The following is a 25845-nucleotide window of genomic DNA, read 5'->3' on the forward strand; positions in this document are numbered from 1 at the left end:
GCGCAGCCGCCCGCTCACCGTCGGGAATACACTTTGAGTTATCTGGGAATCGACCTCGGCACGTCCGAGGTAAAGGTTGTGCTCACCGATGCCGAATCGAACGTCATCGCCAGCAGCCGGGCCCGACTGCGCGTCGATAACCCTCACCCCCTGTGGTCGGAGCAAAGCCCCCAGGACTGGTGGAACGCTACGCTCGACGCCGTCGCGGCGCTACGCAGTGAGCAGCCTCGCGCGTTCAGGGCGCTGCGTGGGATCGGCCTTTCCGGCCAGATGCACGGCGCGACGCTACTCGATCGCAGTGGCAACGTCCTGCGTCCGGCGATTCTGTGGAATGACACGCGCGCCTACGCGGAGTGCGTCGAACTCGAGGCGCTCGTGCCCGACTCGCGCAACATCACCGGGAATCAGGCCATGCCGGGCTTCACGGCGCCCAAGCTGCTCTGGCTTTCGAAGTACGAGCCAGCCGTTTTTCGTGCAGTGCAGAAAGTACTGCTTCCGAAGGATTACATTGCGTGGCGTCTGACGGGTGAGTTTACATCCGACATGTCCGACGCCTCGGGGACGCTATGGCTCGACGTTGCAAAACGCGACTGGTCCGACCGCATGCTCAACGCGACCGGGTTGTCGAGGGAGCACATGCCCCGGCTGGTTGAGGGCAGCGAGCCTGCGGCCCAGTTACGGGGAGACCTTCAGCGCGAGTGGGGCCTCGATGGCAGCGTGACGGTTTGTGGCGGCGCCGGTGACAACGCCGCGAGCGCAGTTGGCATCGGCGTTGCCCGGCCGGGCGATGCGTTTCTGTCTCTGGGGACGTCGGGCGTGCTCTTCGCCGCGACCCCGAGCTATGCACCGAACCCGGCGCAGGCAGTCCATGCTTTCTGCCATTGCGTGCCGCGGCATTGGCATCAGATGAGTGTCATCCTCAGCGCAGCGGCAAGCCTGCACTGGCTGTCCGGCTTGCTCAAGAGCAGCGTTGCCGAGCTGATCGAAATCGCCCCCTCGGGACAAAGCGCCATCGCGCCGATTTTCCTTCCCTATTTGAACGGGGAGCGGACGCCGCACAACGATGCCGCAGCAAAAGGTGTCTTCTACGGGATGAGTTCGGCGCATGGCCCCCAGCATCTCGCATACAGCGTGATGGAAGGCGTCGCGTTCGCGATGGCGGATGGATATGCGGCGCTGCGGGAAGCGGGAACGACGCTCACCGCGGCCGCATTGATCGGCGGCGGTTCTCGCAGCGCATACTGGGGAAAACTCTGTGCTTCCGCGCTTGGCTTCGAACTCAATCGAAACGAAGGGGGCGAACTCGGAGCGGCACTTGGAGCGAGTCGCCTCGCTCGTCTCGCGTGCACACGGGAAGAACTCGCGGCAGTGGTCAAAGCGCCCGCTGTCCTTGAACGATACGAGCCTGAGACAGCACTTCGGAGCGTGCTGAGAGACCGGTTCGAACGGTATAGCCGGCTCTATCAGGCGTTGAAATCCGAGTTTCGTACCTGAACGGCTCTGGACCGAAAGGCGTTGCAGCAGGAGCCCGAATCGGTCTGGGCGCACGGCATCGCCCCACGCCCACACCCAACTGAACTACGGCAAACCACCGGCTAGCGCACTCAGAATTTGTGCCGCAGTCCCACGTGCACGAGCATCTGGCTAGCCGTACTCGACTGCCCCGCACTGCCGAGTATCAACGCCCCGCCCATTCCGCCCATGTCATCAGCCACGCCGCTCACGTGCTGCCACACGCCCTGGACATACACGTCGGTGCGCTTTGATAGCAGGTAGTCGCCCATCACCCCAATCTCGTTCCAGTTCGGGCGGACGGTTCCGTTGCTCGCGGCGTAGTCGCCATGTGTAAAGGTGTACATCGCCATCATGGAGAACTGCGGAGTCACCTGGTATGACCCGTTGATTTCATAATTGCTGAATCTCAAGCGGGTGCCGTTCAGTGTTGCGCGAACGAGGTTGTTCCTTACGGGCTGGCCGATGTCCGTAAATGTATAAACGAAGGCGACTGCCGCAGGTCCGAAAGCGTACTTGATTCCCGCGCCAGCTATCTTCTGGGAATCTGCGACGAACGGCGCGGTGTCGGGCGTGACGGCACCGTTCGTGCTGGTGCCGAGGCCGTTGACGTTCGAGTACGCGCCGGCAATTACCAGAGGACCGTGCGTGTACTGAACCCCCACGCTGTATTCACGGTCTTGCGCGAAACCCGTTGTGTTGCTGAACGCGTATGTCGCCCCGACACTAAGGCCCAGATAGTTCGCGCTGGTGTACTTGATCGCGTTGTTGATGCGAAACGAGCCGTCCGTATTGTCGTTATCGAACGGATGCGAGAAGGCATAACCGCCCCACGACGAGTTTGCCGTCATTGGCGCCACATAATCATTGATCATGTCGAGTTGGCGACCCAGCGTCAGCGTCCCGAGCGTGCTCGAAGCCAATCCGAAATACGCTTGACGTCCGAACTCCCGACCGCCCTGCGATAGCGTGCCGTTATTGATGTTGAAGCCGTTTTCGAGCCTGAATATCGTCGTGAGGCCGCCTCCCAGGTCTTCAATTCCCTTTAGCCCCCAACGACTTCCCTGCGCGCTTCCGCTGACGATTTGCCAGCCAGCGTGGCCACCCGCATTGCTCGTGTAACTGGGGCCATCGTCGACGATCCCGTAGAGCGTAACGCTTGACTGTGCATGCGCGATGCCAGTCAATGCAAACATTGCGATTGCAATCGCAGAAAATGGGATAGTGTCTCTCATTATATAACTCGTAGTACTAATCAATTTGAAAACGGAGATCGATACGAATACCGACCACCCGGGCATAAGTTCTGACTATTCCGTGCCGAACGCTTCAGGACTCCCTGTCCTCCGTGCGAGGTCCGCGCGCACCTTGAACTTCTTTTCAGCGAACGCACGGTCCGCCTCGTGAACAGCCTTCACCGTTTGACCGAAGCAATCGGCCGCGAACAGCAGATCCAGCCGGTTCACCTCGTCAAGTTGCCGGCAAATGCGTTCCTCGATCACGGTGCTGCCATGCATTGCCCCCAGCACCGCTCCGATCATCACGCCAATCGAATCAGTGTCGCGTCCCGAATTGATGCCGTCCTCGATCGCCTGATGGAAGTCGCCGTAGTTTGTCATGATGAAGCCGAGCGCCAGCGGCAATTCTTCGATCGAAAGACGCCGCGAGGGCCGATAGGCGTCGGACGCAATACCGGCTTTTCTCGCGGTATGCTCGACATCGTCACCAATCGGCGAGAAGCGTCCGATGATCCGGTGAAATTCCGTGACCACCGTCTCGTAGTCTTTGCCGCGCAGTCGCACTGCGGCATCGGCGATCGCGTCAATCGCTGCACGCGTGCCGTCCTTTGCGACGCCGAGCGCTGCCTCGACAACCGCTTCGATCGCGACGCCAGGCACGAACGCCGCGGCTACCGCACTGGCGAGCACACCGGCTGCTTCGAGCCCATAGCTCTCCTGATGCCCGCTGGCAAATGCGATCGCTTCGTCATAGGCGCCCTTGGGATCGCCGGCGTTGATCGCGCCGATCGGCGCGATGTACATGGCCGCACCGCAGTTGACCATGTTCCCGATTCCTCCTTGACGCGGATCGCAGGAAGCAAGCTGATGCCGCAAATAGATCCATTTCTCCGGATAAAACAACCGTTCGATCAGCACCGTCTCGCGCTGCAGTTCGGGTATCCATCGCGGAACCCAGGCGATCTGGCGCACCATTGCATCGGCCATATCCCACGCGTCGAGGTGCCGACCGACCTCGTTGTACACACTCATCAGCGATAGCGCCATGAAGGTGTCGTCGGTGACAATGCCGCCTCCACGTATGCGTCCCTTACGGCCGGCTTCGTCATCTTTCGCGCGGTGCCATTCGGTATTGATCGAAGTGACTCGCCCGAAGCGCTCACGGATTTGCGACGCCGAAAGCTTCTCGACCGTGGCGCCGAGCGCGTCGCCGTACGCGATCCCGTACAGAAGTCCACGGATACGGTCCTGCAGTGACTGGTGGGCAATGCTCATACGTTTTCCTTGTCCTTGTTTTCGCCGCTGCCGTGTCGGGTCCGTTGCGTTTGGGACCTGCTCGTTACGCTCGATTCCCGCCTGCCCACCATATGGCCATGGAAGCCGTAGTACATGATGTACAGGTAGCACGACACGGTTAGCACCATGTACACAAACTGAAAGTCATACACTCGCTTCAGGTGTGCAAAGAGTTGAGGCATCACGGCTCCCCCCACAATTCCCATAATCAGCAATGCCGATCCGGTTTCGGTAAACCGGCCCAGTCCTTTGATCGCGAGCGGAAAAATCGCCGGCCACATCATCGCGTGCGCAAAGCCCAGTGCAGCGATGAACGCAATCGACGTATAGCCGTCAGAGAGATATGCGCAAACGCTGAGCAGCACGCCAATTAGTGCGGAGACGACCAGATAGCGCTGCTGCGAGATAAAGCGCGGCACGAGAACGAGCCCGACCAGGTAGCCAACGAGCATCGCGGACATCGTGTAAGAGGTGAAGTGTTTGGTTGCGTCGAGCGGCAGATTCAGGCTCTGCCCGTATAGGCCGATGGCGTCACCGGCCAGCACTTCAGCGCCTATGTACGTGAAGATGCAAAGCACTCCCAACCAAAGATGAGGAAATGAAAAGATGCTGCGCGCGGAATGACTACTGCGCTCAGCGACATTGACTTCCGATGGCTTGATGTCGGGGAGAGACGAAAATGCGATGAAAACGGCGAGCGCCGCGAGAATGGCCGCGAGCGTGAGATACGGTCCGTGCAGTCGGGCGGCAAATGCGTTGAGCAGAGCGTCGGCATGTGCTGCTGTCGGCGCCGCTTTGACCCGGCTGACGAATTCGCCCACGCTACCCATAACCAATGCGCCGAATACGTAGGGGGCAAGGATACCCGCGGTCTTGTTGCAGATTCCCATGGTAGCCACACGCCGCGCCGCGCTGTCGATCGGCCCCAGAATGCTGACGTACGGGTTGTAGGCGGTCTGCATCAAGGACAGGCCGGTTCCGATCACCAAAAGGCTTGCAAGTACGCCGGGGTAGCTGTGCGCACCAACGAACCAGCTGAAGGACAGCGCACCGATCGACATGACGCCCAGGCCTGCCGCCATCCCTCTTTTCATCCCGATTCGCTTCAGCGCGGCGGCATACGGCAATGCGAACAGGAAGTATGGAACATAGAAGACGACGGTAATCAGGAGCGCCTGAACGTCATCAAGCCTGAAGGCCAATTTGACGAAGACGGTTAACGGCCCGTTTAGCCAACTGAAGGCCCCGGTCACGAAGTACAGCATGCCGATGGTCAGCATCGGCCGGAGATATGTTCTGCCGGGCGGTTGGACGATTGGTTGAACGGTCAACATGGTTCCTGTCTCCTCCAATAAGTTTTGGCTTTGTCATGAGTATGGGAACGTTCCCATTCTGCAGAAAAAATATATCGATGTCGTCGCGACTTAGCGCCTCTCCCCTGATGCCACGGAGTCGCGCATCAATTTGCGACGCAGATCGGCGATCGATCCACGTTCAGTTAACGTGCATGGCAGATAAATCCGCGAGCCTTGGGCTGCCTCGACATCGCGTTTGAGGAGTTGCGCGACGGCCTCGGCGCCGATCTGACGAGCGGGCTTTTCTATCGTTGTGAGTCCTGGCCACGCGAATGCGCCCGCTTGAATGCCGTCGAAGCCAAGAATCGACACATCTTGTGGACAATGCAAACCCGTTTCTCGAACGGCGCCCATCGCCCCGAGCGCCATGAGGTCGTTCGCGGCGAACACACATAGATGTCCGCCCTCATGCCGCTCCAGCAAACGTCGCATAGCGAGTGCGCCGCCTTCCGTCGTGTAGTCGGCGTCTTCCACGGGCAGGGTGACGGGATCGATGTCATGCTTGATGCAATGTTCGTGTACCGCGCGCAAAAACCGCGCACGGGCAAGGCGCGTGCGCTGTCCGACGATGAGGGCGGGCCGAAGATGGCCTTTGGAACGCAGGTAATCCATGCCCAGAGCCACGCCTTGTGCAATGTCCGAGCCAATCGAAGCACTGTCGGGAAACCGCTCCGCGCTCGATCCAATCATGATGCAAGGCAATCCAAAACGCTCGAGATCGCCGAGTTGGTCGGCGACCGGATTAATGATCGCGCCATCGACACGCGCCTGCATCATGGTGCTCAAATGCATCCTTTCCTTTTCCGCGCTCCAGTTGGACGAAAAAATCAGGATGGAAACCCCTGCATCCGCGGCCCGATCCTGTGCACCCCGCGCAACCTCGCCCCAAAACGGATTCGCGATGTCCGGCAAGACAAGCCCCAGCATGCCGCTGCGGCCCGAACGCATGCTGACCGCCAGTTCATTACGTGTGTAGCCCAGCGCTTTCGCGGCCAGCAGCACCTGCTCTCTCGCCGAATCGGAAATGTTAGGCGCGTCCGACAGCACCCGTGCCGCAGTACTTTTGGAGACCCCTGCACGCTTCGCTACGTCGATGACGGTCGGCCTGCGTCCGTTGAGGGACTCCATCGCTGGTCTCCTGTTCGCTTATCGATTTTGATTTGGGAACGATACCACAGATTTTCCGATGGTCAAGCTGAACGCGGAAAACGTGCATCGACCTGTTGATCTCGCGCGCCGCGGTGCTTGATGTGTTGTGAAATCACTGCATCGGCGTGGACGCATCATCGACGCAGGCACCGCATGCCGATGCAATCCATCGGAAGGCGGGCTCGACCGCCGTCGAGCGCGCGGGCAGCTTCGATTTCATGAGCCACAGAGGCGGCATTGCAACCCCTGGCACCTGTGGCAGTCGGCATACGCGCTGTTGCGCCAGCGCTTCGCTCGCGAACAGCTGCGAGACCATGGCAATGCCGGCCTCCCGCTGCGCAGCCGCCACGAGCAAATGCGGATCGGCACTCGTCATGACGCGCCGGGTTTGCAGACCGCTGCGCCGCAGTTCGGGCAACCAGGGTGCCCATTCCTGTGATTGTTCGTGCACGAGCAGCGGTGCACGCGCCAGCACCTCGGGAAACGGCGCGTGATACAGCCGGCTCGCAGTCTCGGGTCCGCAGATCGCCACTTTTTCTTGCTCCATCAGCAGCAGGCATTCGACATCCGGCGACTTGATCGGCTTGGCCGATATCACGAGATCGATGTCGACGCGGTCGATCTCGGTGACCTCCATATCGGTCACCAGCCAGATCTCGACGTTCGGCATCGCGGCCGTCAGTTCGTCCATGCGCGGAATCAGCCAGCCCGAGGCAAATTCCGGCGGGCAATAGAGCAGCAGCGAATCGGGGTTGCCATACGGCTCGATCCTCTCGCGGCCGTCGCTCAGCAGCGCGAGCGCGCCGGCCACTGTCTGCGCAAACAGCTTGCCGGCCGCGGTCAACACGACGCCCCGGCCCACACGCAAAAAGAGAGATTGCCCGGTCCATTCCTCGAGTTGGAGGATCTGATGGCTAATCGCGGACTGGGTCAGCGACAGCTCCTGAGCCGCACGTGTGAACGAGCCCAGTCGGGCCGCCGAATCGAAGGCCAGCAATGCCTGGAGAGGTGGAAGTCTTCGCATCGAGGTATGAACGAAATCGATAGTTCCAGAAAAATCCTTCGCTTTTATATCAATTGTGTCCGGCGAATCATAGCGTTTATGGAATTCCGTCTGAAAAGACGACAAGTCGTATGAATCGATTTACTGGCACCTTACATACCGAGATCATGACCTCCGCCTTGCAAAAAGACCCATTCGCCACCGACTCCGCGCAAGCAACCAATCGTTCCCCGCAGCAGCAAGACCCCGCTTCGCCGACCTACGCCGGACCGCTGTCATTCTTGCGTCGCCCCTATAGCCGTGATCTCATCGGCGTCGACGTTGCCATTTCCGGTGTGCCGCTCGACCTTGCAACCACCTACCGCCCCGGCGCGCGCCTCGGCCCCGCTGCCGTGCGTGCGGCCTCGGTACAACTGGCGGAGTTGGGCATTTATCCATGGGGCCTTGCGCCGCTCGACGCACTGAACGTGATCGACTATGGCGACTGCTGGTTCGATGCGCATCGGCCGTGGACGATCCGCGATGCCATTGCGGCCCACGCCCGCACTATCCTCGCCTCAGGGGCCAAGATGCTGACGCTGGGCGGCGACCACTACATCACATACCCTCTGTTGATCGCACACGTCGAACGTTTCGGCCGCCCCCTCGGGCTGATTCATTTCGACGCGCATTGCGATACATGGCCCGACGAGCACGCGGATTCGCTCAATCACGGCACGATGTTCTACAAGGCGATCCGCGAAGGCCTGATCGATCCGGCGCGGTCGGTTCAGGTCGGCATCCGGACCTGGAACAGCGACTTCATGGGTGTACGCGTACTCGATGCCCCCTGGGTGCATCGTCACGGCACAGCAGCTGTGGTCGACCGGATTTTCGAGGTGGTAGGCGATGCCCCCGTGTATCTGACCTTCGATATCGACTGTCTCGATCCTGCCTTCGCCCCGGGCACCGGCACGCCCGTCGCGGGCGGACTCTCCTCGGCGCAGGCACTGGAGATCGTGCGCGAGCTGGACGGGATTCAGCTTGTCGGCGCCGACGTCGTGGAAGTGGCGCCGTCCTACGATCAGAGCGATGTCACCGCGCTCGCGGCCGCGCATCTCGCGGCCGACATTCTGTTCCTCATGCGCAAGCAACCCCACCCCTGAACGCGCCAACTCACTATAACGACCATAGACCCTATCGGAGACATCATGCCAGCACCGAAGTTACGGATAGCGCTCGCCTTGCTCACCTGTTGTGCATTCGCGACGACAGCGCTCGCAGACGAGAACACACTCAACGTCTATAACTGGGACGATTTTATCGCTAAGGATACCGTACCAAACTTCGAGAAGGAGACCGGCATCCACGTCCGCTACGACGTGTTCGATAGCGACGATACGTTGCAGGCGAAGCTGCTTACCGGTTCGTCTGGCTACGACATCGTCGTGCCTTCGTCGAGCTACCTCGGCGCGCAAGCGGCCGCGGGGATCTACCTGAAGCTGGACAAGTCCAGGCTGCCGAACCTTGCCAACCTGGATCCGCAACTGTTGAAGCTGACCGACGCGGCCGACCCGGGTCATCAATACGGCGTGCCCTGGGCATGGGGCACGACCGGTCTCGCGTACAACGTCAGCCAGGCGCGCAAGGCACTCGGGCCCTCCGTCGCGCTCGACAACTGGGACGTCCTCTTCAAGCCGGAATACCTGAGCAAGTTGAAGAGCTGCGGCGTCTCGCTGCTCGACTCGCCGACCGACATGTTTTCCATCGCCCTGCACTATCTCGGCAAGGATCCGAACAGTCACAATCCGGCTGATTATCAGGCCGCCTATGAATTGCTGAAGAGCATTCGCCCTTATGTGACGCAATTCGCCCTTTATTCATGGATCAATGATCTCGCCGGCGGGGACATCTGCTTCGGGGTGAGTTGGTCGGGCGACGTCAAGATGGCTGCGAGCCGCGTGCGCGAGGCACACAAAGATATCGTGCTGGCGTACGTCATACCGAAGAGCGGTGCACCGGTCTCGTTCCAGATGATGGCGATCCCGAAGGACGCGCCTCATCCGGACGCGGCGCTCAAGTGGATCAACTACATCGAGCGGCCTGAAGTTCACGCAGCGATAACCAACACGATTTACTACCCCAACGCCGACAGCGCCGCTTCGAAGTTCGTTAAACCCGAGCTGCTCGACGACCCGATGGTTTATCCAAAGCCCGAGGTCCTTGCAACGCTGTTCATGCAACAGCCGCTGCCCGCGGCAATCAAGCGTCTGGAAACGCGTCTTTGGTCGCAGCTGAAGGACGGCCGCTAAGGTCGCGCCTGTGACACGGCGGCGGCACGCCGCCATAACAGCACTTCAGCCCCCCGACGACACCGTCGCGAACTGACTAATGGCTTGCCGCTTCGCCGGCAAGCCTTGGCGGGCGGCTGCACCACTCCCCCCCGGACGCCAACCGATTTGGGCCCGGATAGGGACTCGCTTTGCCCTTTAAAAGGCCACACAGTAAGGAGACTTTCCATGCGATGGAAACTGATCTGCCTGTTCGTGAGCGGCACCGTCCCGTGTCTCGCGACAGCCGATCCGATCTCCGCGCGGATCGAAGGACTGCAGCAAGAACTCAAGGCGCTGCAGAAGGAGGTGGAGTCGCTGAAGGCCGAACTCGCCGCAAAACCGCCCGCTGCCAACGCGCCACAAATCGTCGATGCGTCGGCATCCGGCTACGGAAACGCGCCTGCAAGGCTCACCAACGACGACGTCGCCGACATGAAGCAGCAGCTCGCGAGCCAGCAGCTGAAAGTCGACTCGCTCTCCGATGCCGCCACCTCGGGACCGCTTGCCGGACTTTCGGTGACCGGATATATCGATCCAGCGTACGTCTATAACCGGGCCGCCAGGACCTCGTCGTTTCTCTTCGCGAATCACGAGTCATCCTATACGTACTTCAACGGCACGATCGGCGACGTCTACCTCAACATCAAGAAGACGTTCGGTGTCGGCCCCATGGCGCCATCGGCCGAATTCTCGCTGATGCCCAATCGGGGCAATGGCATTTCGCTGCTGGCAAACGAGCATGGCAACATTGGCAACAACATTCTCAACACGGCATTCGTCACCGTGCCGTTGTCGGGCACGACGACCTTCCTTGCCGGACTGATGAGCGCGTTCGGCGGATATGAATATCAGCTGTCCACGCAAACGCTGACTCTGACCCATAACCTGCTCTATGACTTCTCGGACCCGGCAGCCTACGTCGGCGTCGGCCTCAATTACACGCCCCAAGCCAGCAACTGGTCCTGGAAGTTCATGCTCGGCAATGAACAGGCCCGGACCTACGGCGCCGTCACGCAGACAGGACAGAATGCGCTTGGCGACCCTGTCACGACAAGCAACCGCGTGCCGAGCTTCGCCGCGCGAGCGGACTATACGTGGTCCACGGCGCTCGACACCGGTGGCTCGTTCACCATCGGGCGGCAGACGTTGCCGAGCGCCCACGATCCGGTGACAGGCCGCACCGTTTATGGAGCGGGCGGCCAGGCATCGAGTTCGGGCGGATACTTCATATTCGGCGAGCTCGACGCCACTTACACGCTTGCCGATGCGCAGTTCAATGCCGAGGCCGACTATGGCACGCAGCAACGCGCCGCGTTCAATGGCGGCAATGCACAGTGGTATGGCTTGTCATTGCTGGCACACCGCAAGTTCTCGATGCCGGTCGTTGGCCGCATGGGCGCCACCGCGCGCTACGACTTCCTCGTCAATAGCCAGAACGGTGGTGGGGGTGGGGGCATATTCCTGAACGGTAACGGCATGGACCCTTACAACGGCTTTGGCATTGGCGCGGACTGCCTGGCAAACTCGAAGGCAAACGGCGGCCTCGGATTCGAATGCAAGGGGGCGGTTCGTCAGGACGTTGCGCTGAATCTGCTCTTCTATCCGACGCAGCAGATTACGGTGAAGGTCGAGTATCGGCACGATTGGGCAAACAACCGGGTCTTCCTCCGCAATGATGGATCGTATGCCAAGGCGAATGACTTGTTCGCCATGCAGTTCATTTACGCCTTCTGAGCGGCATCGAAGCGAGCGCCGGCATGCGGCGCCCCCCGCTCACGCACCGATGCGCTTGAGATACGTACCAACGAGTTCGAGGAGCCGCTCCCTGCTGAAGCTCGCGTCATGGCCGCCGTGGACGACCTTGACTGGCAAACGCGCGAGACGCTGCATGGTCTTCACGTAATCCGGCACCGACGAGTGATGAAGGTCGTCGATCAACGGGCCATCATAGATCGCATCCCCCGAAAATAGCGTTTGTGTACGCGCTTCCCAAAGGCCGATGCTGCCCGGTGAATGCCCCGGCAGATGCAGCACCTCGAAATGCCGGTCGCCGGTATCGATGATGTCGCCGTCGACGAGTTCGCGTGTCACATTAGCTGGCTTGATGTGCCAGCTCGCGAGCTCATATCCCGCGTGCGGCAACGCATCCACCACGGAGCCCTCGTAAGGGAAATCGGCAAATGCACTCTTGAAGTACTCGGGATTGAAGCGGTCGTCCGCGAGCGTATATGACCATTGCGGATTACGCAGCCCCGGCGCCTCGAGCCGATGGACCATGCATTCGTCGAACTCGTGAAGATTGCCCACGTGATCGAGATGCGCGTGCGTCGCGATTGCTGCCGTGCGTTTGCCAAACAGGTGCTTGCCGGCCTCCTTGAGGCTCGAAAAACCCATTCCAGAATCGATAATCAGATCGCGATCACGGCCACGCACGTACCAGATGTTGCACCGGAACAAGGGAATCACATGTGGCTCCCAGAACAGATAGACGTCGTCGTCTAACTGCTTGCACTCGAACCATTTGGCAGCGATTTTTAGCATCACGGTCGATCGAAATTAATCTGGATTACATAATTCTCGCACGAGGCAACGGGTGACACAATATCGATTCCGCCATGATTTAACTGGCTGAAGAAGGAATACGTATCGTATTTGAACTGACCGACTCTTGCGTTTACCGCGACAGAAGCAGACTGGGTATTCAGCGGCGCGCCGCCGGTAGCTCTACATAAAAAGCTGGACCGAGGGCAATGCGGCGTCGCAGTTCAGCAGGTTGACCCGTTTCTGCCGCACCTTCAGCATGCCGTCGCGCAGCACAAGGGTGTGCTCGGCCGTACAGGCATAAACCTGCTGTTCCTCGCCCCGCGTCTCCACGTAGATGTAGCGGGTGCGCGTGAGGTACGTACCGCTCTCGTGGTCCTGCGCCACCACTTCCGGACACTGCAGCACGTGCAGGCAACGGCTTTCCGGCTGCAGGGAGAAAGCACGCGGGCTGCGCATGCGCTCGATGCGCAGTTGAAGCAGCAGGCGGTCTTCGTACATCAGCGACGCGTGGTTAATGCCATCCTGCTGGCCCGGCACGAGCGGAATCCAGTAGCAGCCGTCGTCCGCGAAGAGCGCGAGCCAATCGTCGAAGCGTTTGTCGTCGATCAGCCGTGCTTCTTCATAGACGAAGGCGATCAGGTCATCCCGCGCGGGCGGCGTCGTGAGTTGGGGCTGGCTCATTTTGTTTTATCTCCTGACTGGATTTCCGGTGACATGTATCGGGCCCATGCGCGGAACTGATTGCGCATGGAGATTTCGCTCGTGCCGTTGGCGGTGGTGTCCTCCTGCCCGACTTCGGAGGCATCGAAGTTGCGGTGCAGGCTCACCCACTCATTGCCGCCCGCACGCAACCCTTCCTGCATCGCGCGGTAGGCGTGCAGGTCGTCGTGGCCGACTACGGACATCGGCGAGTTGATCAGCCGCGTGTACATCAGCGTACGGCGCAACAGGTCCTCCGGCGCACCCTTGGGGCGGAAAGTCCACGATTCCACGATCGTCTTGCCGGGCGCCACCGGCCGCACTACGCGGATCGCCTGAATGGCGCCCTTGATGGTCAGGCTCGGATAGAAGACGGTGTTGTGCCGCACCGTTGCGAGGATCTCCGCGGCACGTGTCACACCATAGACCTCGGCCATGCGCTCCTCGTATTCGGGCATGCGGACATAATTGGCATGCAATGACACCGTGCCGACTCCCGTGTAACTGTGCCCGTTGGCGAACACCCTCACGCCCATCTCGTCGGAGAACGCATAGCCCGATGTGAAGGGCACCAGCTGTTCGATCGCCATCGGCAGGGGCTCGTCTTGCGGCTTGCCGGCCCACAGCTGTCTTGCCGTGCCCGCAGACGACTCGTGCGCCACCATGGGGTGCATGGTGTCGTTCAGGTTCTCGATGAACATCTTCCAGTTGCAGTCGTGGGTGTAGCGCAGTACGCCCCCCGCGACTTCAAGCTCGCCCTCCGGCGCGCGATCGGCCATGTTGTCGATGGACGTCAGCGCCTCGCCAAAGTACGCGTGGAACGCCGGACCGTCGTCAGCCAGGCGGGCAAACACAAAACCGCGATAGCTCGCCACGTGCCGCAACGCCCCCATGCCCTGGCTCGCGGGGCAGGCATCCAGGCTGGTGCCCTCGTAGCCTTGCCGCAGCGGTATCGACAGCAGCGCGCCATCCGTCTTGTACGTCCACGCGTGATACGGGCAACGGAAGAAGCGACCGACATTCCCGCTGGCCTGCGAAACTAGCCGGGCGCCCTTGTGTGCGCACCGGTTGCGCAGGACTTTCACCGTGCCATCGGGCTGCCGCACCATGATGACGGGCTGCCCCGCGATGTCCGCCGTGATGAAGTCGCCGGCTTGCGGCACCTGGCTGTCGTGACCGACGTACACCCACGCCCGTGACCAGAGCCGCTCCATTTCCAGCGCGAAGACCTCCTCATCGAGATAGACGTCCCGATGGACCTGCTCGTCCTGCACCAGCCGGCGCAGGGCTTCCGGATTGTCCCGGTATTGACCCATGATGTTCTCGCTCCCCTTCATGCATCGAGCACCAGCCGCCCGCAGCCGGCGCGCGACACGCAGATTTGCATCACATTGCCTGCCTGCCGTTCCGACTCACTGAGGCAATAGTCGCGGTGATCGAGTGCCCCTTCCAGCACCGTCGTCCGGCACAGCCCGCATTCACCGCGCTTGCAGTCGTAAAGCGGGTCGAGGCCCGCCTCCAGCATGGCGTCAAGAATCGATTCCCCGGCCGCCACCGTGAGCGTGCGACCCGACTGGCGCAGCTCGACTTCAAAGCCGGTGTCGGACGCCGCGGCAGGCGGCGCGGCAAACCGCTCGAAGTGAATGTCCTCACGAGCCCACCCGCGCGCGTACGCCTGGGCCAGCACCGCGTCGATCATCCCCGCCGGGCCACAGACGTAGAGGGGCTGGCCGGGACGCAAGCCTTGCAACAGTGCCGCGATATCCAGCACCGGCAGTACGCCCTCGTCGGCGTAAAGCGATAGGTACGCGCCGGCGATGCCGCGCAGTTCCTGCGCAAATGCCAGCTGGCGGGTGTCGCGGGCGCTGTAGTGCACGCGGTAGCGCCGCCCGGCGGCCGCCAACGCGGCCGCCATCGACACAATGGGCGTAACCCCGATGCCACCGGCAATCAGCACGGCGTCTTCGGCATCCACGTCGAGCACAAAGGCGTTGCGCGGCTGGCTGGTCAGCAACCGGCTGCCAGGCTTCAGCATGGTGTGCATCCAGCGAGAGCCGCCCAGACCATTGTCTTCGCGCCGCACGGCGATGCGGTAGACCTCAGGCGCCAGCGTGGCGCCCACCGTGCCGTTGATCAACGAGTAATGCCGCCAGTCCGCGGTGCCGCCAGGCGCGACCCGCACGCGCAGATGGGCGCCCGCGGTGTACCCCGGCAGCGCCCTGCCCGCCGGATCCCGCAGACGGAACTCGGTGATGGTGCCGGTCAGCGGAATCACTTCGTCGACCACCAGTTCGATCGTTGCGTCGGAGCCAGTCATGCCGAGGCTCCTTTCGCATCCGCCGTCATCAGCGTCGCCCACGCGCGGAACTGGTTGCGCATCAGCAGTTCGTTAGTGCCGCTCACCTCCTGCTCCGGCTCCAGCTGTTCGCCGTCGCGGTACTCACGGTGCAGGCTGATCCATGGATTGCCCTGGGCGGCTAGCGATCTCTGGACGCCCTCGAAAATATGGATGTCGTCATGTGCCACCACCGACATCGGCGAGAACGTCAGCCGGTTGTAGGTCAGCGTGCGCTCCAGTAGCACCTGCGGCGCTCCTTTGGGTGCCAGCGCCCAGACCTCGACCAGCGTACGGTCCATGCCCAGCGGCTTGATCACACGCAGCGTCTGCGGCGATCCCTTGAGCGCGAGTGACGGAAACAGGACCACGTTCTGCGGCGCGAAGCCGAGAATTTCAGCTGTTCGCTGCGCGCCATGGGCCGCCTCCAGCGTCTGCCGGTAGTCCACCGGAATCTCGTATTCCGAATGGATGCTGGCGTGGATCCCCAGCACGCTGTGCCCGTTCGGATAGATACGCGCGCCAGTTCTCGTGAAGAAGTCATAGCCCGAGCCGAATGGCAGCAGTTGCTGCAGGGCTATCGACTCCGGCGCATCGGCCGGCTGCGTATCCTGCACCGACCTGGCCGTCGCCGAGACCGACTCGTGCGTGGAAACCGGGTGCACCGAATCATTGACGTTCTCGAGGTACATCTTCCAGTTGCACCGCATCACGCTGCGCAGGCAGCCGCCGGCAATTTGCAGTTCGCCCATGGGGGAGCGGTCGGCGAGGCTGTCGAGCACCGTCAGCACGGGACCGAGGTAATCCGAAAACTCCGGGCCGTCCGCCGACAAACAAGTGAAGACGAAGCCGCGATGCACCGCCATGCGTGGCGCCACCAGGCCAGCTCCGGACTCGCAGGCGTGCATGCGGGTGTGTTCATAGCCAGTCTTCAGCGGCACGGCTAGCAAGGCGCCATCGGTCTTGTAGGCCCACGCATGGTACGGACAACGAAAGAACTTTCCGGTGTTGCCTTGCACCTGGCAAACCAGTCGCGCACCTTTGTGGGCACAGCGGTTCATCAGCACCCGCAGGCTGCGGTCCGGCTGGCGCACCAGGATCAGAGGCTGGCCGGCGATCTCCGTGGTGTAGTAGTCGCCCGGTTCGGGCACCTGGCTTTCGTGGCCGACGTAATTCCAGCTGCGCTGGAACAAGCGTTCCTGCTCGAGGCGGAACAATTCCTCGCTGAGGTAGACGTCGCGGTGCACGCGGTCTTCCTGCACCAGCGCGCGGATGGCGCCGGCATCGTCCCGGTAGCGGGTCATGTCAAGTCTCCTTCCTCGTTGCTCGCCAGTGCCGGGCGCGCGACAAAACGACAAGTGGCATGTGGGTGCACGGCGGCGCACGCGGTTTCCTGCACCCGCACAGGTTGCCCCAACACAATCGCGGCGACGGTGCGGAACATGCCTGCGATCGGCGCGCAGACCGGCTGGACCGCCGACCCGTAGCCCGCGGCAAAGGGGCTGTTGAAAACATTGAGAACCAGACCATCGCCGCTGCGCTCGAAGTCCCACCGCCCCCAGCCAAGCGCGGGCGACGTTTCGCAGATCAGATCGAGCAGCGCATTGCCGTCGCCCGCCCCGCGGCCGGGCAGGCCGTCGAGATAGGCGAGAATGCTGAGCTTGCCGTGCCGGGCCGTAGAGTCGGCGAAGGCGCACAGCGCTTGCGCCCGCGTGGTGTCATCCAGCAACTGCAGCATGCCCATGAGGACATCGGGGCGCATCAGCAGGTAGCGGCGATCATGGTCACGGACCTCTCCGCGCACCAGATCGAAAACGAGCCGCTGTGCGATCGGCGTGGCCAGGGGTGAAGTCGGGGTTGTCATCGCGCTCCCTTCCTTCAGGCCTGCCCGGGGCGCCTGCGCGCCTCACTGGGCAGCGTTTCCGGCGTGAACATGAGCGCGATCACCGTGATGCCCCCCAGCACGATCAGATAGAGCGCGACAGGCGTCGCCGAGTGATACTTCGCCAGCAGGGCCGTGGCGACCATCGGCGCCACGCCGCCGCCGATCACCGACGACAGTTCGCGGCCAACGCCCATGCCGGAGTAGCGCACTTCCGTCCGGAACAGCTCTGCCATATAGCTCGGCTGTACACCGACCATGGCGGCCAGCACCACGGAATCGGCCAGCACGTAAGCGAGCAGCACCAGAGACGGCTGGCGCGTATCGATCAGCCAGAAGAACGGGAACGCCACCAGCATCACGCCGATCGCGCCCGCCATATAGACGGTGCGTCGGCCGATTCGGTCGGACAGGTGGCCATACGCCAGTGCGGTGCCCATGACCAGCACCATCGAGATCGTCAGCCCTTCCAGCATGACCTGGTTAGGAATACCAAGATGCGCGCCATAGGCGAGCGAGAATGCGAAGAAGATATAGGACGCGCCGCCTTCCGCCATGCGCAGCCCCACCACCATCAGCACTTCCTTCGGCTGCTGGCGCAGCACTTCGATCACGGGCAGGCGCACACCGTGGCCGCTGCGCCTGGCCGCCACGAACTCCGCGCTTTCGGGAATCCGGCTGCGGATGTAGTAGCCCGCCAGCACCAGCACGATGCTGGCGAGGAACGGGACGCGCCATCCCCAGCTCATGAAGTCTTCGGCAGGCAGCTTCTGCGCCGCCCAGAAGGCGACTGCCGACAGCACGAAGCCGACGGTCGCCCCGCTCGGGCTCCAGGCCGACAGGAAGCCTCGCCGCGTCGGCGGCGCATTCTCACTGATCAGCAGGATGCTGCCGCTCCATTCGCCGCCAGCAGCCAGCCCTTGCAAGAGACGCAGCAACACCAGCAGCACGGGCGCCCAGATCCCGATCTGCTGATACGTCGGCAGGAGGCCCATCAGGGCGGTGGCAAGCCCCATCACGACCAGCGTCAGCACCAGAACCAGCTTGCGGCCGTAGCGGTCGCCCACGTGACCGCAGATCACGCCGCCGAGCGGGCGCGCGACGAACCCCACCGCGAAGCCGCCGAAGGCCGCCAGCGTGCCCACCAGCGGGTCCGTGCCGATCGGGAAGAACAGCTTGCCGAAGATCAGCGCCGCGGCCGTGCCATATAGAAAGAAGTCGTACCATTCGAGTGCCTGCCCGACGATCGATGTCATGACGGTCTTGCGCAACATCGCCCGCCGCCCATCGGCAGCCGCCGGCATACCGGCCGCGGCTGATCCTTGTTCCACATTCATGTTGTCTCCTTGATTCTCGTTCTCTGCCTGTTGTGGTGTGTGCGCCGGGCCGTTACGGCGTGGCGTCTTGTCTCCACGCGCGCACGGTGTCATCGGTGCCCGGCGAGGGGATGCCCATGGGAAACGGCCAGTCCGAGCCGAACAGCACATTAGGGCGGCCGAATACCTCCTGTGCCAGCCGCAGGCCGGCGGGCTGGTGCGCGATGCAGTCGGCGAAGAAGCGCCTCGCCGCCTGCAAGGGCGGCTCGATCTGTGCCGGCACTCCCGGACGCCCGGTGTCGAAGCCACGCTGCAAGCGTCCGCACACCACCGGGAACGCGCCGCCAGCGTGCGCGAGGCAGAAGCGGATGCGCGGGTACTGCTTCGGGACATCCGCCATCAGCAGTTGCGACGCCGCGACCGCGGTCTCGTAAGGATTACCAAGCAAGTTTTCCATGTAATGCCGTGTGAGCCTGCCGTCGCAACAGTGCGCCGGATGAAGGAAGACGAAGGCGCCCTGCGCGTCCAGCCGCTCCCACAGTGGCCGGTGCGCCGGATCGCCGTAATCGACGGCGTCAACGCCTCCTGCCGCCAGCGCGTATCCTGCATGAGCCGACTCGCCATAACACGCGGCCAATGCCTGCGCCACCGCCGGGTGCTCCATCGGCAAATGCAGCAAGGCACCCAGCTTTGCACTGTGGCGAGTGGCGATCTCGAGCAGGCCATCGTTGACGTAACAAGCCCAGGTGTGGGCTGCGACGGCGTCCAGGTGCTGCCGGTAGAGCGGCGGCGGCACCGATACCAGCGCACGCCGCACGCCGTTGGCCTCCATCCAGGCGAGCAATCGCTCGGGGTGATACAGGTCCATGGCCATCAGCGGCTGGCCGTCGATCACCATCACACCGTCGGCAGTCCGCCTGACGACACCGTCCAATGGCGGCAATGCAGCCCTGCCGCCGGGCACAAGGTGAGTATGGACATCCAATGCGATCGAGGACATGGGTTTTCCTTCGTCTTCCGACAATCCATACGCGGGGTCACCGTGGCTCCAGGTTGGCATTCATCTCCCCTCCCCAGAATTCCGGCGACCACGTCGGCCCCCAGATGTACGGCAAGACCGTCCAGTCCCGGCTCACCCATTGGTCGCTGATCTTGTCCATGTCGGCGTAGTACTCCACCCAGCTACCCCACGGATCCCGCACATACTGGAACAGGTTCGACGCCAGCGCATGTCGTCCCGGGCCGAAGCTGTCCCGGTAACCCGCCTCGCGCATGCGCCAGGCGCCGAAACCGATGTCGTCGATCCCGCCCATCTGGAAGCTGGCATGCTGGAAGCCGCGGTGCGTACTGGCGATCAGGCCGAAACAGTGGTGGTCGATCACGCCCTCGCCCGCAGCGAGGAAGCTCACCTTTCCGACTGCCCTGTCGGCCACACGCAGGCCGAGCGTATCGCACAGGAAGCGCTCCGCCCTTGCCAGGTCGGGGGTGAAGATCAGCACGTGGCCTATCTTGAGCGGGGCGCGCCCGCCATCGAGTGCCTGCCACGCCGCGACGTCCACCGGCCGGCGCAGCACGGCATCGGCGGCGGGCTCCGCGAGCGACCCCGGAACATGTGGGCTGAGATGAATCCATGTACCCCACGGGTCCTGGAACCAGAGCCCGTCCCGGTGGCCGCCGGGCGGGGCCTGCTCGAGGACGTCGAGTCCGGCCTGAGTCAGCTTCTCGATGAAGTCCGCGCGCTGCAGCGGATCAAAGTAGAAAGACACATGATGCAGCCGCTTGCCCGCGCCGGCCGACAAGATCAGTTCATCGTTGGTTCGGCCAGGCGAGCGCATGCGCAGCACGTCCGGTTGCACCGTCGCGGTTTCGAGGCCGAAGGTCTCGTAGAAGGCCCGGGCGGCGCCCAGGTCCGGTACTTCCAGGCCAAACCCGTTCAGGCCGAGCACGCTGGGTCCACGGATCATTGCGAACTCCCTTGCGGCGCGGGCACGCCGACGATGGATGCATAGAGGTCTTCGGCACGTTGCGGCGCGATCGGCACGATGGCGGCGACATGGTCGTCCGGGCGAATCAGCACCAGCGTGCCGTCCGCCACGCCGAGGCGCTCGCGCAACTGGTTGCCGACATCGAGCAGGGCGCGGTCGCGCAGGCCGGAGTCGAGGGGGGCGTCCCAGCGCGACACCACGAAGTGACGCAAGGCGGGGGACGTGTTGTGTGGGATCTGCGGCTGGCGGCGCACGTCGTCGAAATACAGCGCGAGGAAATTGCCGTCGACGAGATCGTGGACCCGAACTGGCCGGCCGGCGGGGCCATGCAGCAGGAAATCCGGGATGCGCTCGCCTACCTGCAGCGGCGGCGGCTCGGCCTCCGTTCGGATCATCGACCAGTCGCCGCTGCCGTTGATATCCAGCCGCACGCCCAGCAGCGTGCGCGTATAGGCGTTGCCCCAGTCCTGCAGCGCCGCGGTGCGTTTTGCCTCGTCCTGCATGGCCATGTGGTGACGCGCGGCCTCCGCCATCTCGCCCGCGCCTTCCTCCGCAACCGGGCGCTGTTCGCGCTCATAGCCGTCCAGCAGGCTGCTGTCGGCCCAGCCGCGCAGCACCCACGCGAGGCGCCATGGCAGGCTGATGGCATCCAGCACGCCGGTATTGAGGCCAAGCGCCCACATCGGTGTAATCAGATGCGCAGCGTCGCCCATCAGGAACACGCGGTCGCGCCGCCACTGGCGCGCAATGCGGTGGTGCACGCGGTAGCTCACCCGCCCCAGCAACTCGACCTTGTCGACCTTGCCGATGAAGCGCAGCACCTTGCTGCGCAGCGCCTCGTCGGTGGGTTCGTCCGCGTCCCTGGCGAGCGGATAGAGGAAGCGCCAGCAGTGCGGCTGCCGCACCAGGATCATCCACTCCTGCGCATCCGAGAAGTACGCGAGATAGGGATAGTCGCGCGGATTGGCCACATCGAGGTCGACCTTGAGATCCACCAGCATGTAGCGCACATCGAGCGACGTGCCGACCACCGGAACACCGCATTGCGCGCGCACCGTGCTGCGGCCGCCATCGCACGCCAGCAGGTAGCTGCCCTCGAAGCGCTGCGGGCCATCGGGCGTGTCGAAGATGGCTTGCACACCGCTGGCGCCGGAGTCGAACGACACCAGGCGGTGCTTCATCAGCAAGCGGCCTTGCGGCACGCGCTCCACCGCGTCGCGCAGGATCGGCTCGAGATGGTGCTGCGGCAGGTTGACGACGAACGGGTAGCGCGTCTCGTCGCGCAGCACGGCCGTGCGCACAGACGACTGCGAGAGATTGCTCTCCCGTTCGATCTCGCCGATCTCTTCGACTCGAAGCGCACGCTCCAGCACGGCATCGGCGACGCCATAGCGGCGAAAGGCCTCCAACGTGCGCGTCAGCAGCGTGCCCGCCTTGGTGTCGAGCGACAGGCTGCCGTCTTCCTCGAACAGCAGAAAGGGAATGCCGTAGTACGCAAGACCGAGCGCCGTGGTCAGCCCGATCGGCCCAGCGCCAACGATCAGTACAGGCTGCATGGTTGTGGTTCTCCGGTGAATGTCATTGCTCGTGCCCCGCGGGTTCGCTGGCCTGCCAGGCATAGTCCCGGCTGAGCACCGACGCGGTCATGGTGGCGGCATCGGACAGCAGGAACATCAGCGGCCCCGTGACGTCCTCCGGCTGGCCTACCCCGAGCGTGGCGGCCCAGTGCGCGTCGTCGCTCCCGGCATTGGCATGCCGGTACTGGGGCGTGTCGATGACGCCGGGGGCGATCAGGTTGACCCGCACCCGATGCCGGGCCACCTCCTTCGCAGCACTTTTGATGAAGGCCACCAGTGCGGCTTTGCTGGCGGCATACGCGGCGGACTCGGCCCAGCCGCTATGGGCCAGTCCCGACGAGAACGCAAGCACGCTGCCGCGCCGCCGCCGGATCATGCCGGGCATCGCAGCCTGGTAGCACCACACCACGCCATCGAGATTGATGCCGAGCGTGCGCTGCCAGTCAGCCGGCGCCGTGTCATGCACAGCCCGGCGCGGCTGCACCGCCGCTGCGCAGACCAGACCGTCAATGTGGCCGTGTTCGTTCTCGATGGACTGCATGGCGGCCATCACGGCATCGCGGTCGCTGACGTCGAGCCGGACAAACTGCAGGCGCGGCTCGGCGGCCAGCAACGCCGCGGCGGCGTGCTCGTCCACGTCGCAGACAATCACCGCTGCCCCCGCCCCCGCGCAGGCACGCGCAAGCGCCGCGCCGATCCCGTTCGCGCCGCCCGTGATGACGATCACGTCGCCGCTTGCATCGAAGCTGGCTTTCATGGGCGCCTCCGCATGTCCGTAACACTCGATTGTCCATACAGGTCGGTCTCGACCACCCGGTTGACCAGTTCGCCCAAGCCCGTACCGCGCACGGTCACGACGTCGCCGGCTTGCAGGAAAACCTGCGGCTCGCGTGCGTTGCCCACGCCCGCCGGCGTGCCGGTCAGAACGAGGTCGCCCGCGTGCAGCGTCATACCGAACGACAACTCGGCGATGAGCTCGGGAATATCGAAAGCCATCTGCGACACTGAGGCGTCCTGCAGCAGCTCGCCGTTGACGAGGCATTGCAGCCGGACTTCGCGCGGATCGATCTCGTCGGCCGTCACCAGGAAGGGCCCCAACGGCATGCTGCTGTCGATGCTCTTGCCCTTCAGCCACTGGCCGCCGTGACGGCGTTGCAGGTCGCGCTGAGAAATGTCGTTTGCGAGGCAATAGCCCCAGACGTGCCGCATGGCGTCTCTCGCGGCGATGCTGCGGCCGCCGGTGCCGATGACCAGCGCGAGTTCGGCCTCGTAGTCCCATTTGGCCGAGATGCGCGGATCGAAAGCGATGTCGTCGCGCGGTCCAATGACGGTGTGCGGACTCTTGGTGAAGAAGGTCGGGGCTTCGGGACGCGGCACGTCCTGCCCTTCACGCTTGCCCTCGCTTTCCAGAAAATGGTCCCAGTAGTTCCAGCCGACACAAAGCACATCGCGCGGCAAACGCTGCAGCGGCGGCAGCAGGCGCAGGCCATCGATTGCGATGCACTCCAGCGTGCCGTCGCACAACGCGCTGGCGATACTGCACAGCGCATCCTGGCCACCGGTGATCACATCGCGCAGGTCGCCCATAGACAGCGGCAATGGGGCCACCTGGTCGCCTTCGACCACCCCGATGCGCGCCCGGCCCTCGTAGATGAAACTTGCAAATCGCATGATTCGGACTCCGATACGTGTCTCAGGCGTTCGGCAGAACCGCGATCGCGCTGATCTCGATCAGGTATTCCGGCGAGACCAGCTTGCTGACCTCGACCATGGTCGAAGCCGGCAGTGGCGCCTTGAAAAACTCGCGGCGCACGTCGTGGATGCGGTCGAAATGCTCGATGTTGCGTACGTACACATCGACGCGACAGATGTCGTCGAGCGAGCCGCCGGCGGCTTTCACGGCGGCGCTCAGGTTCTCGCAGACTTGCCGGGTCTGGGTTACGACGTCGCCGATGCCGGCGATCGAGCCGTCGGGCCGGCGCGCCGTCATGCCGGAGATGAAGACCAGCTTGCCGCTGGCCTCGATGGTGGTGGCCTGCGAGAAGTGGCCGTTGGGTTTGCGCAGTTCGCCGGTGAGAATTTGCGTTTTCATGCTGTCAGGTCCATATCGTCTACAAGGTTGGCAATCGAAGAAGGCAGCGCGGCGGTGAGCGCGCGCGCCAGGGCGGCGAGTTCGATCAGCACCGGCCGCTCGACGCGGCAGGCGCCGCCGGATTCGGCACGCCTCGCCCAGCCGATCTCGCCGGGGGCGTAAAGACGTTCCGTGCCGGGCGCGCGCCGCGACGAGCGCACCGCGGCCGCCGCGTCGCTGACGGTGCGCGCGAACGCGCCGGCGTCGCGGAAATGCGCCACATCGATCGCGAGGAAAAAGTGCGCGCAGTTGTAGGCAATGGCGCTGTCGCCATAGAGCGGTTGCACCGCCGCGCCGGTGGCGCCGCCGGACAGGCCGCCGCACAGTACGTCGACCATGAAGGCGAGGCCGAAGCCCTTGGGGCCGGCCGCCGGAAGCAGCATGCCGGCGATGGCGGCGGCCGCGTCCGTGGTGGGCAGGCCTTGCGCGTCGGTGGCCCAGCCAGCCGGAATCGCGCGGCCGGCGGCGGCGGCCAGCCGGATCTTGCCCATCGCGCTGGCGCTCATCGCCATGTCGAGTTCCACCGGCATGCCGTCGTCACCGGGCACCGCGATAGCCAGCGGGTTGTTGCCGACGACGCTCTGGGCGCCACCCGGCGCGGGCATCAGCGGACGTGTGTTGGACATCGCAATGCCAACGCAGCCATCGCTTGCCAGGGCCCGCGCATAGCGGCCCGCCGCGCCGAAGTGAAAGGCGTTGCGTACCGCCACGGCGCCGATGCCGTGCTCAACGGCCCGCTCCCTCGCGATCGCGACCGCCTGTCGCGCGGAAAGCTGGCCCAGCATGTTTGCGGCGTCGAGCACCACGCAGGCGCCGTGGTCATGGGCCACAGCGGCCCGCGACGCCGCCGTCACGGATCCGCTGCGCAGGCGCTGCGCATACATGTGGACCAGCATGACGCCGTGCGAGGAGATGCCTTCCATGTCGGCATCGACCAGAGCCTCTGCGACATACGCGGCATCGGCAGCAGCTACGCCGAGCCGCTCGAAGATCGCGCCGACCGCCGCGCACAGGTCCCGCGGATCGGTCTCGCAATGGCTCGAGGGCGTGGGAATGCCGGGAATGGCGGCACCTTTGTGGTCAGTGGGCATCGCGCTCATCCGTGTACCAGCTCGGCTGCTGCGGATAGTGCGGACCGTCGTAGATTTCCACCACGATGGTGTCTTCGTGCGCGAGCGTCGGGCCGTGGATGTGCCCCTTGGGATTCCAGTAGAAGCTACCCGGCATCAGCACCACATTCGTGGCCGTGTATTCGTAGCGACCCTGCAGGCAGAACATGAACTGGTTCGATGCATGCGAGTGCGGCACGGGAATCGACACGCCCTTCTCGAACCGGATCAGCGCGATGGAAGCGCCGGTGGCGTCGTCGCGCCACAGCATTTTCTCGTAGAGGCCCGGCAGGGACTTGGGGCGCCACGGCATGTCTTCGCTATTTAGGAGTACTTCTTCTAGCGGGGGAATGGACGAGGTAGAACTCGACGGGTTCACGATGTTGTCTCCGGTTTGTTTCT

At 63.4% G+C, this 25845-nt stretch carries 24 protein-coding genes; 4 read left to right on the forward strand and 20 right to left on the reverse strand.

Going from position 1 to position 25845, the window contains the following annotated elements; genetic code table 11:
• The first annotated feature begins 33 nt into the window (after positions 1-33).
• Positions 34-1494 carry a xylulokinase gene (xylB, locus tag AB3X98_RS38720; protein ID WP_368606094.1) on the forward strand — a complete coding sequence of 487 codons (1461 nt, stop codon included), beginning with the start codon at positions 34-36 and terminating at the stop codon, positions 1492-1494.
• 110 nt (positions 1495-1604) lie between these two features.
• Here xylB and AB3X98_RS38725 read toward each other — a convergent pair whose 3' ends face one another.
• The 5 genes from AB3X98_RS38725 to AB3X98_RS38745 all read right to left on the reverse strand — a co-directional run bounded on the left by AB3X98_RS38725 (position 1605) and on the right by AB3X98_RS38745 (position 7679).
• Complete coding sequence (locus AB3X98_RS38725) at positions 1605-2747, reverse strand: porin (protein ID WP_368606093.1); 1143 nt, start codon at positions 2745-2747, stop codon at positions 1605-1607.
• A gap of 75 nt (positions 2748-2822) precedes the next feature.
• Positions 2823-4025 (reverse strand): ADP-ribosylglycohydrolase family protein, encoded by a 1203-nt coding sequence (locus tag AB3X98_RS38730; RefSeq protein WP_368606115.1) that lies wholly within the window; start codon positions 4023-4025, stop codon positions 2823-2825.
• Entirely contained in the window at positions 4022-5380 is a 1359-nt protein-coding gene (locus AB3X98_RS38735) for a sugar MFS transporter (protein WP_368606092.1), read from the reverse strand. Before AB3X98_RS38735 ends, AB3X98_RS38730 begins: the two co-directional genes overlap by 4 nt.
• A gap of 90 nt (positions 5381-5470) precedes the next feature.
• Positions 5471-6529, reverse strand: a complete 1059-nt coding sequence (locus tag AB3X98_RS38740; protein WP_368606091.1) for a LacI family DNA-binding transcriptional regulator — start codon at positions 6527-6529, stop codon at positions 5471-5473.
• 133 nt (positions 6530-6662) lie between these two features.
• A complete protein-coding gene (locus AB3X98_RS38745) occupies positions 6663-7679 on the reverse strand; it encodes a LysR substrate-binding domain-containing protein (RefSeq protein WP_368606090.1) in 1017 nt (338 codons plus the stop codon).
• Positions 7680-7684: 5 nt separating this feature from the next.
• On the opposite strand from AB3X98_RS38745, the gene speB reads away from it, so the two are divergent.
• The 3 genes from speB to AB3X98_RS38760 all read left to right on the forward strand — a co-directional run bounded on the left by speB (position 7685) and on the right by AB3X98_RS38760 (position 11599).
• Positions 7685-8698 (forward strand): agmatinase, encoded by a 1014-nt coding sequence (gene speB, locus AB3X98_RS38750; RefSeq protein WP_368606089.1) that lies wholly within the window; start codon positions 7685-7687, stop codon positions 8696-8698.
• A gap of 45 nt (positions 8699-8743) precedes the next feature.
• Positions 8744-9844, forward strand: coding sequence for a polyamine ABC transporter substrate-binding protein (locus AB3X98_RS38755; protein WP_368606088.1), 1101 nt, complete (start codon positions 8744-8746; stop codon positions 9842-9844).
• A gap of 207 nt (positions 9845-10051) precedes the next feature.
• Positions 10052-11599 (forward strand): DUF3138 family protein, encoded by a 1548-nt coding sequence (locus AB3X98_RS38760; RefSeq protein WP_069267292.1) that lies wholly within the window; start codon positions 10052-10054, stop codon positions 11597-11599.
• A gap of 39 nt (positions 11600-11638) precedes the next feature.
• Here AB3X98_RS38760 and AB3X98_RS38765 read toward each other — a convergent pair whose 3' ends face one another.
• From AB3X98_RS38765 to AB3X98_RS38835, 15 genes are all read right to left on the reverse strand, one after another.
• Positions 11639-12406: an MBL fold metallo-hydrolase gene (locus AB3X98_RS38765; RefSeq protein ID WP_368606087.1), complete on the reverse strand. Its 768-nt coding sequence runs from the start codon at positions 12404-12406 to the stop codon at positions 11639-11641.
• A 183-nt stretch (positions 12407-12589) separates the two neighbouring features.
• Positions 12590-13090 (reverse strand): aromatic-ring-hydroxylating dioxygenase subunit beta, encoded by a 501-nt coding sequence (locus tag AB3X98_RS38770; protein ID WP_368606086.1) that lies wholly within the window; start codon positions 13088-13090, stop codon positions 12590-12592.
• The gene (locus AB3X98_RS38775) at positions 13087-14424 is read right to left on the reverse strand and encodes an aromatic ring-hydroxylating dioxygenase subunit alpha (protein WP_368606114.1); all 1338 of its coding nucleotides are present in this window, start codon (positions 14422-14424) and stop codon (positions 13087-13089) included. Before AB3X98_RS38775 ends, AB3X98_RS38770 begins: the two co-directional genes overlap by 4 nt.
• 17 nt (positions 14425-14441) lie before the next feature.
• Positions 14442-15425, reverse strand: a complete 984-nt coding sequence (locus AB3X98_RS38780; RefSeq protein ID WP_368606085.1) for a 2Fe-2S iron-sulfur cluster-binding protein — start codon at positions 15423-15425, stop codon at positions 14442-14444.
• Positions 15422-16747, reverse strand: coding sequence for a Rieske 2Fe-2S domain-containing protein (locus AB3X98_RS38785; RefSeq protein WP_368606084.1), 1326 nt, complete (start codon positions 16745-16747; stop codon positions 15422-15424). The genes AB3X98_RS38780 and AB3X98_RS38785 overlap by 4 nt, the downstream gene beginning before the upstream one ends.
• The gene (locus AB3X98_RS38790) at positions 16744-17307 is read right to left on the reverse strand and encodes a V4R domain-containing protein (protein ID WP_368606083.1); all 564 of its coding nucleotides are present in this window, start codon (positions 17305-17307) and stop codon (positions 16744-16746) included. Before AB3X98_RS38790 ends, AB3X98_RS38785 begins: the two co-directional genes overlap by 4 nt.
• Positions 17308-17321: 14 nt before the next feature.
• A complete protein-coding gene (locus AB3X98_RS38795) occupies positions 17322-18662 on the reverse strand; it encodes an MFS transporter (protein ID WP_368606082.1) in 1341 nt (446 codons plus the stop codon).
• A 52-nt stretch (positions 18663-18714) separates the two neighbouring features.
• Entirely contained in the window at positions 18715-19641 is a 927-nt protein-coding gene (locus tag AB3X98_RS38800; protein WP_368606081.1) for an amidohydrolase family protein, read from the reverse strand.
• Between the two features lie 37 nt (positions 19642-19678).
• Complete coding sequence (locus tag AB3X98_RS38805) at positions 19679-20605, reverse strand: VOC family protein (protein ID WP_368606080.1); 927 nt, start codon at positions 20603-20605, stop codon at positions 19679-19681.
• A complete protein-coding gene (locus tag AB3X98_RS38810; RefSeq protein WP_368606079.1) occupies positions 20602-22182 on the reverse strand; it encodes an FAD-dependent monooxygenase in 1581 nt (526 codons plus the stop codon). The genes AB3X98_RS38805 and AB3X98_RS38810 overlap by 4 nt, the downstream gene beginning before the upstream one ends.
• A gap of 22 nt (positions 22183-22204) precedes the next feature.
• Positions 22205-22960, reverse strand: a complete 756-nt coding sequence (locus AB3X98_RS38815; protein WP_368606078.1) for an SDR family NAD(P)-dependent oxidoreductase — start codon at positions 22958-22960, stop codon at positions 22205-22207.
• Positions 22957-23829, reverse strand: coding sequence for a fumarylacetoacetate hydrolase family protein (locus AB3X98_RS38820; RefSeq protein WP_368606077.1), 873 nt, complete (start codon positions 23827-23829; stop codon positions 22957-22959). Before AB3X98_RS38820 ends, AB3X98_RS38815 begins: the two co-directional genes overlap by 4 nt.
• Positions 23830-23896: 67 nt before the next feature.
• Positions 23897-24295, reverse strand: coding sequence for a RidA family protein (locus AB3X98_RS38825; RefSeq protein WP_342949970.1), 399 nt, complete (start codon positions 24293-24295; stop codon positions 23897-23899).
• Complete coding sequence (locus AB3X98_RS38830; protein ID WP_342949969.1) at positions 24292-25425, reverse strand: Ldh family oxidoreductase; 1134 nt, start codon at positions 25423-25425, stop codon at positions 24292-24294. Before AB3X98_RS38830 ends, AB3X98_RS38825 begins: the two co-directional genes overlap by 4 nt.
• On the reverse strand, positions 25415-25822 hold the full coding sequence (locus AB3X98_RS38835; protein WP_342949968.1) for a cupin domain-containing protein: 408 nt from the start codon (positions 25820-25822) through the stop codon (positions 25415-25417). The genes AB3X98_RS38830 and AB3X98_RS38835 overlap by 11 nt, the downstream gene beginning before the upstream one ends.
• Positions 25823-25845: the final 23 nt, after the last annotated feature.

It is taken from the genome of Paraburkholderia sp. BR14312 (assembly GCF_040948675.1).
Taxonomy (GTDB): domain Bacteria; phylum Pseudomonadota; class Gammaproteobacteria; order Burkholderiales; family Burkholderiaceae; genus Paraburkholderia; species Paraburkholderia nodosa_A.